The 9,354-nt window shown below is 43.0% G+C and carries 11 protein-coding genes; 3 read left to right on the plus strand and 8 right to left on the minus strand.

Translation table 11 applies throughout. From position 1 onward, the window contains the following. Positions 1 to 230 precede the first annotated feature (230 nt). The 4 genes from V7L05_RS29215 to V7L05_RS29230 all read right to left on the minus strand — a co-directional run bounded on the left by V7L05_RS29215 (position 231) and on the right by V7L05_RS29230 (position 7,133). Positions 231 to 1,865, minus strand: a complete 1,635-nt coding sequence (locus tag V7L05_RS29215; protein ID WP_335169408.1) for an alpha-D-glucose phosphate-specific phosphoglucomutase — start codon at positions 1,863 to 1,865, stop codon at positions 231 to 233. 103 nt (positions 1,866 to 1,968) lie between these two features. Further along, on the minus strand, positions 1,969 to 4,053 hold the full coding sequence (locus tag V7L05_RS29220; RefSeq protein WP_335169410.1) for a tetratricopeptide repeat protein: 2,085 nt from the start codon (positions 4,051 to 4,053) through the stop codon (positions 1,969 to 1,971). A gap of 479 nt (positions 4,054 to 4,532) precedes the next feature. Continuing rightward, positions 4,533 to 6,443, minus strand: a complete 1,911-nt coding sequence (locus V7L05_RS29225; protein WP_335169411.1) for an aspartate kinase — start codon at positions 6,441 to 6,443, stop codon at positions 4,533 to 4,535. A gap of 120 nt (positions 6,444 to 6,563) precedes the next feature. Continuing rightward, positions 6,564 to 7,133: a Uma2 family endonuclease gene (locus V7L05_RS29230; protein ID WP_335169413.1), complete on the minus strand. Its 570-nt coding sequence runs from the start codon at positions 7,131 to 7,133 to the stop codon at positions 6,564 to 6,566. Between the two features lie 84 nt (positions 7,134 to 7,217). On the opposite strand from V7L05_RS29230, the gene V7L05_RS29235 reads away from it, so the two are divergent. Both V7L05_RS29235 and V7L05_RS29240 read left to right on the plus strand, forming a co-directional pair. Continuing rightward, positions 7,218 to 7,448 (plus strand): DUF433 domain-containing protein, encoded by a 231-nt coding sequence (locus V7L05_RS29235; RefSeq protein ID WP_335169415.1) that lies wholly within the window; start codon positions 7,218 to 7,220, stop codon positions 7,446 to 7,448. Between the two features lie 8 nt (positions 7,449 to 7,456). Then, positions 7,457 to 7,819: a DUF5615 family PIN-like protein gene (locus tag V7L05_RS29240; protein WP_335169416.1), complete on the plus strand. Its 363-nt coding sequence runs from the start codon at positions 7,457 to 7,459 to the stop codon at positions 7,817 to 7,819. 47 nt (positions 7,820 to 7,866) lie between these two features. Here the strand turns inward: V7L05_RS29240 and V7L05_RS29245 are convergent, their stop codons facing one another. Genes V7L05_RS29245 through V7L05_RS29255 form a run of 3 tightly spaced genes read right to left on the minus strand, consistent with a single transcriptional unit; the run spans position 7,867 to position 8,388 of the window. Further along, positions 7,867 to 8,067 carry a hypothetical protein gene (locus V7L05_RS29245; protein ID WP_335169418.1) on the minus strand — a complete coding sequence of 67 codons (201 nt, stop codon included), beginning with the start codon at positions 8,065 to 8,067 and terminating at the stop codon, positions 7,867 to 7,869. Continuing rightward, entirely contained in the window at positions 8,027 to 8,215 is a 189-nt protein-coding gene (locus V7L05_RS29250; protein ID WP_335169420.1) for a type II toxin-antitoxin system HicA family toxin, read from the minus strand. Before V7L05_RS29250 ends, V7L05_RS29245 begins: the two co-directional genes overlap by 41 nt. Before the next feature lie 2 nt (positions 8,216 to 8,217). Next, complete coding sequence (locus tag V7L05_RS29255; RefSeq protein WP_335169422.1) at positions 8,218 to 8,388, minus strand: type II toxin-antitoxin system HicB family antitoxin; 171 nt, start codon at positions 8,386 to 8,388, stop codon at positions 8,218 to 8,220. 428 nt (positions 8,389 to 8,816) lie between these two features. On the opposite strand from V7L05_RS29255, the gene V7L05_RS29260 reads away from it, so the two are divergent. Beyond that, the gene (locus V7L05_RS29260) at positions 8,817 to 8,987 is read left to right on the plus strand and encodes a hypothetical protein (protein ID WP_335169423.1); all 171 of its coding nucleotides are present in this window, start codon (positions 8,817 to 8,819) and stop codon (positions 8,985 to 8,987) included. A gap of 53 nt (positions 8,988 to 9,040) precedes the next feature. Here the strand turns inward: V7L05_RS29260 and V7L05_RS29265 are convergent. Then, positions 9,041 to 9,354, minus strand: a 314-nt coding sequence (locus V7L05_RS29265; protein WP_335169425.1) for a tetratricopeptide repeat protein, incomplete at its 5' end; no start/stop codon positions are given.

Below are 9,354 nucleotides of genomic sequence, written 5' to 3' on the forward strand. Positions count from 1 at the left end.
ATTTCTGGCTTTTGTCAAACCTTATGTTAAGAAAGATGTGGGTAATGGATAGTTAAAAAAGGGGGGTTGGGGGGATCAAAAGGCTGTGGGGCAACCTGACAAGACTTGTGTGTACACCGTAGGTCGGCGGGGAGGGGAGCTAAAGCGCAGCTTTGGCGGGGTGGTCTTCAATCAGTCGGAGATTCAGACCCGCGACTGATTGATTCTGACTCCTAACTCCTAACTCAGCACTAGGTGATTACAGTTGGCTGTTCTCGTCCAGTGAATTTACGGATTTGAGCTATCTCTTCAGCAAGAGTGATTAAAGAAGCAAGTGCTTGCTGTGATTCCAGGTCATGTTTGGCGGAATCTGGCTCGTAGCTTTCTAGATAAACTCTGAGGGTTGCACCTTGAGTCCCCGTCCCAGAAAGTCGCACTACAATGCGGGAGCCATCGGTAAAGCCAATGCGAACACCTTGTTGATCGCTAATGCTGCCATCAACGGGGTCGGTATAACTAAAGTCATCACTGTATTCAACTTGATAGTTACCAAACTGCTTGCCTTTGAGGGTCGGCAATAAGGAACGCAGTCTTTCTATTAAGGTGTTGGCTGGCTCTATCTCTATCCCTTCATAGTCATGGCGGGAATAATAATTGCGTCCATAGGTCTGCCAGTGTTCCCGTACAATTTGCTCAACAGATTGCTGCCGGACTGCCAGGATATTCAGCCAGAACAGCACAGCCCATAACCCATCTTTTTCGCGGATGTGGTTAGAGCTGGTACCAAAGCTTTCTTCACCGCAGAGAGTCGCTTTACCCGCATCTAAGAGATTGCCGAAGAACTTCCAACCGGTGGGCGTTTCATAGGATTCAATTCCAATTTGAGCGGCAACTCGATCTACTGCTTGACTGGTAGGCATCGATCGCGCTACCCCAGCTAAACCCGAACTATAACCAGGGACTAGCTTGGCGTTTGCGGCTAACACTGCGAGACTATCGCTAGGTGTGACAAAGAACTTACGCCCTAAGATCATATTGCGATCGCCATCTCCATCAAAAGCTGCCCCAAAGTCTGGCGCATTCTCTCCGTACAAAATATCTACCAACTCATGAGCATAAACCAGATTTGGGTCAGGATGTCCACCGCCAAAGTCTTCTAAGGGTGTACCATTTCGCACAGTTCCCACTGGTGCGCCCAAACGTTTCTCAAAAATCGCATGGGCATAGGGGCCAGCTACCGCGTGTAAGGCATCGATGCTGATCCGAAAATTTCCTCTTGTCAACAGTTGGTGAATGCGTTCAAAATCAAACAGGGACTCCATTAACTCTTCATAATCCTGTACGGAGTCAATCACCTCAACTACCGTCTCTCCCAAATGTGACTCACCCAAGGTTTCTAAATCTACATCTGGTGCTTCCAGAATTTGATAGCTATCAATCACTTTACTGCGATCGTAGATCGCCTCTGTCACCTTTTCCGGCGCTGGGCCACCGTTGCTAATGTTATATTTCACACCAAAGTCACCATTTGGCCCGCCCGGATTATGACTAGCAGATAAGATGATGCCGCCAATAGCTTGGTACTTACGAATAATCGCGGAAGTCGCAGGAGTAGACAAAATCCCCCGTTGACCAACTTTAATCCGCCCAATGCCATTGGCCGCCGCCATTTTCAAAATGATTTGAATGGCCGGGCGATTGTAATAACGACCATCACCACCCAGGACTAGGGTTTGTCCTCGCAAGTCCCCTACAGAATCGAAGATGGATTGGGTAAAATTTTCCAGGTAGTGGGGCTGCTGAAAATCCTTAACTGCTTTCCGCAGCCCAGAAGTACCGGGCTTTTGGTCATGAAAAGGAGTAGTAGAGACTTTACGTATGTTCATAGAGAATATTTAACAAGGCATTTTTCTCTTACAGCTTTGCATAAGTTTGTGACAAAAAAAATTGCCACGCAGTCAGACTAACAGAACTACGGAGTCCTGAAGGCTATTCCCGATGAATGGGAAAGCGCCGTCTACGTATCGGTTGGGGTGGTTCATCTCCAGTAGTTGGCGCTGGTGCTGAATTATTTTGCAGAATTGCAATTTCCCTCTGTGCATCTTGATAACTATCTTGTTCTCCTTGCTGTTGAAATAGTTTTGCAGCTTTTTTGAAATCTGCGATCGCACCCTGTTTATTTTTCTGTTTGCTGCGAATCACACCTCGGTTATAGTAGGCTGAAGCATTGTTAGCATTAATTGCGATCGCTCGTGAATAATCCTGATTTGCAGCTTTTTTATTTCCCAGTTCGAGATAGGCGTTACCACGGTTGTTGTAAGCAGCGACATTATTAGGATCTAGTTTCAGTGCTGCGGTATAATCTTCAATAGCGCCTTGATAATCTCCGAAAGAAAAGCGGTGAATACCTCTGTGAGTATAAGCTGCAATAAATTTAGGATCAATCTGTAAAATAGTGTTGTAATCTTCAGTAGCTTCGAGTTTATCTCCCAAATCACTGTAAACATCGCCACGATTAAGATAGGCTTCTATGTATTTGGGATTGATGCTAATTGCGTCCGTATAATCTTTAAGTGCTATATATTTTTGTTTATTAATAGATTGAGTTAAACCCCTTTGATAATAAGCTTTGGCATCACTAGGATTAATCTTAATTACTTTATCAAAATCTTGGATTGCTGCTTGTATAAGTTTGAGGCGACGGCGGAGAATCCCTCGCTGCAAGTAAGTTTCAGTATACTGAGGTTTGAGAGCGATCGCTTTGCTAAAATCTACCATTGCTCCTTTATTATCCTTCAGTTGAGCAAAGGCTAAAGCCCGGCCATAGTAAGCATAAGCATTTTTAGGATTTAACTTAATCGCTTGGGTATAGTCTGCGATCGCTTCTTTATACTTCCCTAATTCTGAAAAAGCAAATCCTCGATCAAAATAGGCATTAGCATCTTGAGGATTGAGCAAAATGGCTTGGCTAGAGTCTGCTTGTGCTTGCTCGTAGTCTCCTAATCGATAATAAGCATCGCCTCGCTTATTATAAGCCAAAGCGTTTTGCGGATCTAATTTAATAGCCTGATTGAAATCTTCAACTGCTCCTTCATAGTTTCCGGCGTCATATTTATTTACTCCCTCTTGATATAATTTTTGTTCAGCATCACTTACAGGTTTTGGCGATTGCAAAAACCAAGCTCCAATAACAAGTGTGATACAGCCAGCTAGCCCCATTATAATTAGTAATAATTTTTTATGATGCTGTTTTTGTTGGTCGTCATCAACATTTGTTAACTTTTTCAGATCGTCTAAAACTTCAGTTGCATACTGGTAGCGTTTACGATAGTCGAAACGCACCATTCTATTAATAATTGCTACTAATTTTCTGTTAATTTTTAGATTTTTGTCACGCCAAACGATTTCACCTGTTAGCTGATTTTTCTGACTTTGCAAATTAGATATTTCGTTTGTTGGTAAACCTTTAAGTGCTGCGATCGCAACGATACCTAAAGCATATATATCACTGTTATATTTCAGGTTGCCGTTAACTTGTTCTATAGGCATATATTCGAGATTATCAACGGTATTAGTGATGGCTTCATTAAAAGTACCAAAATTAACCAAAACTAACTTTTCATCTGACTCCCGGCGAATAATATTTGCTGGTTTTATATCCCGATGAATCACACCATAGCTATGTACAAGCACCAAAATTTCTAATATCTCTGATAAAAGACTAATTACTTGCTCTTCTCTCAGAGGTTGTCCCTGGATAATGTCATCAGTTAAAGGATTCCCAGGTATGAATTCTTGGACTATATAGAATTCTTCCTTTTCTTCAAAACAAGCAATTAGCTTTGGAATTTTGTCGTCTTGCTGTCCTAGTTTTTCTAAAGTTGCTGCCTTACTGGTAAACAAGCGGCGTAGGATTGTTAAACTTTGAGGATTGCTACTAGGATGACATAACTGCTTTACTCTAAATTGGCTGCCAGGAAGATTAACATCTTCAACTAGATAGGTTTTCCCCTTTTCACCATCATTGAGAACTTTTAGTATTCGATAATGTCCATCTAGCAAATGACTATCCATTAATATAAATATAGTCTGATAAATGGTTTGATTATAGCTTAGGTGTTATTCATGTTAAAAATGAGATAAATGTGTAGACTGCTACAGTGTGTCTCTACAATCTGCTTACCGGAACAACGTGAGTTAGACGAACCTCTCCTGCCGAGCCTCCCTCTTTTACAAAGAGAACGAAAAAATCAGCTTTTTAAGCCTATCTCCGCTTTGGAGATAGATTTAGAGAGGGGTCAGACCAAATCTATCGAACTCACGTTAACATTGCAGGTCAATGTTATGCCATTGTAAGTTGATGCTATGCCATTGCAGGTCGATGTTATGCTATTGCAGGTCGATGTTATGCCATTGCAAGTCGATGCTATGCCATTGCAGGTCGATGCTATGCCATTGCAAGTCGATGCATTAGCAATGCAAGTCGATGCATTAGTAATGCAAGAAAAAAATAGTCTTCGTATCCACAACAAAAAGGGAGTTAGAGTCAGGTTTTACGCTGGGACGACAAATTTCTCGCTACCAGCCAGTTCAAAGGCTGCATGAATGGCTTGCAAAGCTTTAACACCTTGCTCTTGCGGCACAACACAGCTAATTTTTATTTCTGAGGTGGCAATCATTTGAATATTAATTTGTTGTTGAGCTAAAGCTTCAAACATTTTAGCGGCAACACCTGGTTGTCCCTGCATACCTGCACCGACAATACTCACTTTAGCGATCGCACTATCTAAAACAACTTCACCCCATCCTAATTCTGCCGCTACTTGGGTAAGCATTTTTTTTGCATTTTCCCCATCTATCCGCGAGACTGTAAAGGCAATATCCCGCCTGGGAACACCATCAATCACCCGACAGCGCTGAGATTGGATAATCATATCAACGCTAATATTATGCTGCGCTAATAATCCAAACAACTTCGCCGCCATCCCCGGACGATCTGGCAATTGGCGAATAGCAAGACGCGCTTGGTTCAAATCGAGGGCAACACCGCGAACGGGGGGAGTGGGGGATGAGGGGGATGAGGGGGATAAGAGAATTAATTTGTCTCTTCCTACTCCCTCATCTCCCCCTGCTCCCTCATCTCCCCCTGCTTCCTCATCTCCCCCTGCTTCCTCATCTCCCTCATCTCTTTTTGCCTCCCCTGCTTCGATCTCAAAGGCGGTGCGGAGTGCGGCGACAGCGCGATCGCATTCGGCTGCATCGACTACACAACTTACTTTCACTTCGCTGGTGGAAATCATCTGGATGTTTACGCCTGCTTCGGCTAAGGTGGCGAACATTTTTGCCGCTACACCGGGACGGCCAATCATTCCCGCGCCGGCGATGCTGACTTTGGCAATGTTATGTTCTATCATTACCTCGGCTTCGTCCAATTTGGGGTTAGATTGATTCCTCAGTGCTGGAGCGATCGCTGTTGTTACTGCTTCTGCCCGTTTTAATATTGGTGTGGTGACAGTAAAAGCAATGTCATTACTGTTACCTTCATGAATTGACTGAATAATCAAATCTACGTCTACTTTTTGCCGAGAAATTTCACCAAATAACCTTGCTGCTACGCCTGGTTTGTCGGGTACGCGCAACAAAGCCACCTTCGCTTGGTCAGTGTCAAATTCTACAGCATCTACTGGACGGGCAATTTCTAGATTGATTAGCGATCGCCCTTGGGGTTTGGCTGATGTTACCCAAGTACCCGGGGCATCTGTCCAACTAGACCTGACCACCAGAGGTACACCATAGTTACGAGCAATTTCCACAGCACGAGGATGCAACACTTTTGCACCCAAGCTAGCTAATTCCAACATTTCATCGCAGGTGATGGCATCAATCAACTGGGCTTCGGCGACTAAGCGAGGGTCTGTAGTTAGAATCCCTGGAACATCTGTATAAATTTCGCAAAAATTCGCTTTTAATGCGGCTGCGATCGCCACTGCTGACGTGTCGGAACCACCACGCCCCAAAGTCGTAATTTCCATCTCTTCAGTGCTAGATGTGCCTTGGAAGCCAGCTACTACAACTACTTTCCCTTCATTTATGTGGCGAGTTAGGCGAGTAGTTTCAATATGCAAAATTCGAGCGCGGCTGTGTTCGGCTTCGGTAACAATTCCTACCTGAGCGCCAGTCATCGAGATTGCTGGTTGTCCGAGTTCCTGCAATGCCATACTGAGTAAGGCGATCGTTACTTGTTCGCCAGTGGAAAGCAGCATATCCATTTCCCGGCGGTTAGGATTTGGAGAAATTTCGTTAGCTAGTTTGACGAGTCCATCGGTAGTTTTGCCCATTGCCGAAACCACTACGACCAGAGAGTTTCCAGCTTTAACCGTTTTATAAACACGCTGTGCAACAGCTTGAATACGTTCGACTGAACCGACAGATGTACCACCGTATTTCTGAACTATGAGCGCCATAACTTTTTTTTAATCAATTGTGCCTGTTTTGCTCAATGCCCCCGCCGGGTCAGGAAGCTTTGAAGGCTTATCAGTTATATAGTTTACTAAATATCGTGTAGCATACCGCATTATAATTGATTATTCAAAAACTACATCTTCGTAAAGTGCTGCCATTGTTTCCTCAAAATCCACGCTGTTGAGTCGAAAAGATTTATGTTCTGCTGTGTAGGATTGTAAAACCCACAGATCTAGCTCATTGCGTCGAAAACACTCGACTCGCTGACGTTTTGTATTAATTAAAACATACTCTTGCAGAGTTTCCAGTGTTTGATAATCGGCGAATTTGTCCCCCCGGTCAAAGGCTTCGGTAGAATTAGATAAAACTTCGACAATTAAACAGGGAAATCTTTTATAAGCTGGCGTTTCTTGATCTCGTTGGTCGCAAGTAACCATAACATCGGGATAATAAAAGCGATTCAGAGATTCAATTCGGGCTTTCATGTCAGCGATGTAAACACGGCAACCAGAGCCGCGCAGATGATTACGGAGGAGAGAGGCAAGGTTTCCAGCGATGGTTACGTGTACATCAAGTACCTCAGCCATTGCGTAGATACAGCCGTCGATGTATTCATGTTTGACAATATTTTGTTCCTCAATTTGGAGGTACTCTTCAGGAGTAAAGTAATTTTGTTGAGCAGAGGCGATCATGATTCAAACTTCAAGGTTTGAGTAAGGCTGATTTCTAGGGTAGCGTTTGCTGTTGATTAAACTTGGTTTTTGAGAGAGAATTTTATGTTAGGTCTAGACAGAATTACATTTGACCCTAGCATTATGGGTGGACAAGCTTGCATTCGCGGGATGCGAGTTCCGGTTTCTTTAGTGGTAAATTTGGTAGCTAATGGAAAACCTGTAGAAGGAATTTTAGAAGAATATCCTGATTTAGAACCAGAGGATATTCGTCAATCTCTACTTTATGCAGCGTGGTTAACTCAAGAACGAGTTTATCCATTTAAAATTGCTTAACCAATAAAATGAAGTTTTTGGCAGATATGGGAATTTCACTACGCACTGTATCTTGGTTGCGTCGTGATAGTTATTATGTCGTGCATTTGCGCGATGAAGCTTTGCAAAGACTACCAGATAATGAGATTTTAATTAAAGCGCGTACAGAAGGGAGAATTTTATTAACTATAGATTTAGATTTCGCTCAACTTTTAGCTGTTAGTGGGGATAGTTTGCCCAGTGTCATTTTGTTTAGGTTAGGGAATGACAACTATGATGCAATTAATGAACGTTTGACAACTGTTTTGAGTGAATGTCAGGAAGATTTAGAGGTAGGGGCAATTGTTTCTGTAAGTAATGAAACTTTCCGAGTGAGGCGATTGCCCATATAAGTTAAGAAGTAGATTCAATTTTAGGCGATCGCTTGTCGATTTACACTCTAAAATAGAGCCTCATCATTTTGATATTCTTTGATTTTGGCATATAAGCTGGCAACCGTTTCTTGAGCAAATAGTTTTTCTTTAACTTGCAAATAGTCGCCTTTACCTAGTTTACAAGCTGCCCAAAATTTTATTACCTTCGATGGTTCTAAGTGGCAGTTAAAAATTAGGTGATAACCCAGCTTGTTTACAAATCTCATTAGCAGTAATTTGATCAATGGTACGATGCCGTTTTACCGGAATAGTTTTTACATCATTAGTATAAATAGAATGATTTTCTCCTTCCCTTAATAAATAAAAGCCATTTTCTTCTAAGTATTTAATTAGCTCCTTTCGTTTGACTGACACACTCAAACCTCTATAGGAATTTGTTCGAGCAAATAACCACCTGTGGGAATTTCTTTATTTTGTTGACGATAGGCAAGAACCATTTCTTTTGTTGCGTCTTGCAACATCGCCCTGCATTGTTCTATGGTTTCTCCTTCTGTGATGACTTCTTGCCATTCAATGAGTTGTCCCATATATCCGCTATTAGTTTTTGTATATTTTGCAGTGTATGTAATTAACATTTCTGTGTTTGTGAAGATAATTATATGATTGATCGTAGCTGATTAAGGATATTTTAACTCAATTAAAGCGATCGCCTCCATCGGAGTAAGCTGATCGCATTCTACACAATGACACTGATACGTTCAACGTTTTATCTAAAAGGCGATCGCTTGTCGATTTACACTATAAACTAGAGCGATGTCTAAGGGCGGGCGTAGCTGCGGCCTTTACAACACCATCATTCCACCTCAGAACACGAAACTCCGAGTTAAAGCGATCGCCTGTCGATTTACACTATAAACTAGAGCGATGTCTGCGACGGGCTACGCCTACGCCCTCACAACACCATCATTCCACCTCAGAACACGACACTCTGAGTTCAGAACACGAAACTCTGAGCTTGGAACACGACACTTTGAGTTCGGAACACGACACTCCGAGTTCGGAACACGACACTTTGAGTTCGGAACACGACACTCCGAGTTCGGAACACGAAACTCCGAGTTCGGAACATGAAACTCCGAGTTCAGAACACGACACTCCGAGTTCGGAACATGAAACTCCGAGTTAAAGCGATCGCTCTTTTCAGTTTTAGCATGGTACGCTTTGCCCAGAAGTCAAATTTTACTGTGGTGGGGGGAGGCGATCGCGCAAATATGCTAAATTATTACGACAAGTAACAGTATTGGGATGATTCACTCCTAATCGTTGCTCAAGAATATTTAAAGCTTGGATGTAAAGGGGTTCGGCTTCGCTGTATCTGCCTTGGGAGTCGTAGAGATATGCTAGGTTGTTCAGGCTAGAGGCGACAGATGGATGTTCTTCTCCCAGCAGCTTGCGCCTGAGTGCTAAAGCTTGGATGTAAAGGGGTTCGGCTTCGCTGTATCTGCCTTGGGAGTCGTAGAGTCCCGCTAGGTTGTTCAGGCTAGAGGCGACAG

The organism is Nostoc sp. (genome assembly GCF_036917755.1).
Lineage (GTDB): Bacteria > Cyanobacteriota > Cyanobacteriia > Cyanobacteriales > Nostocaceae > Nostoc.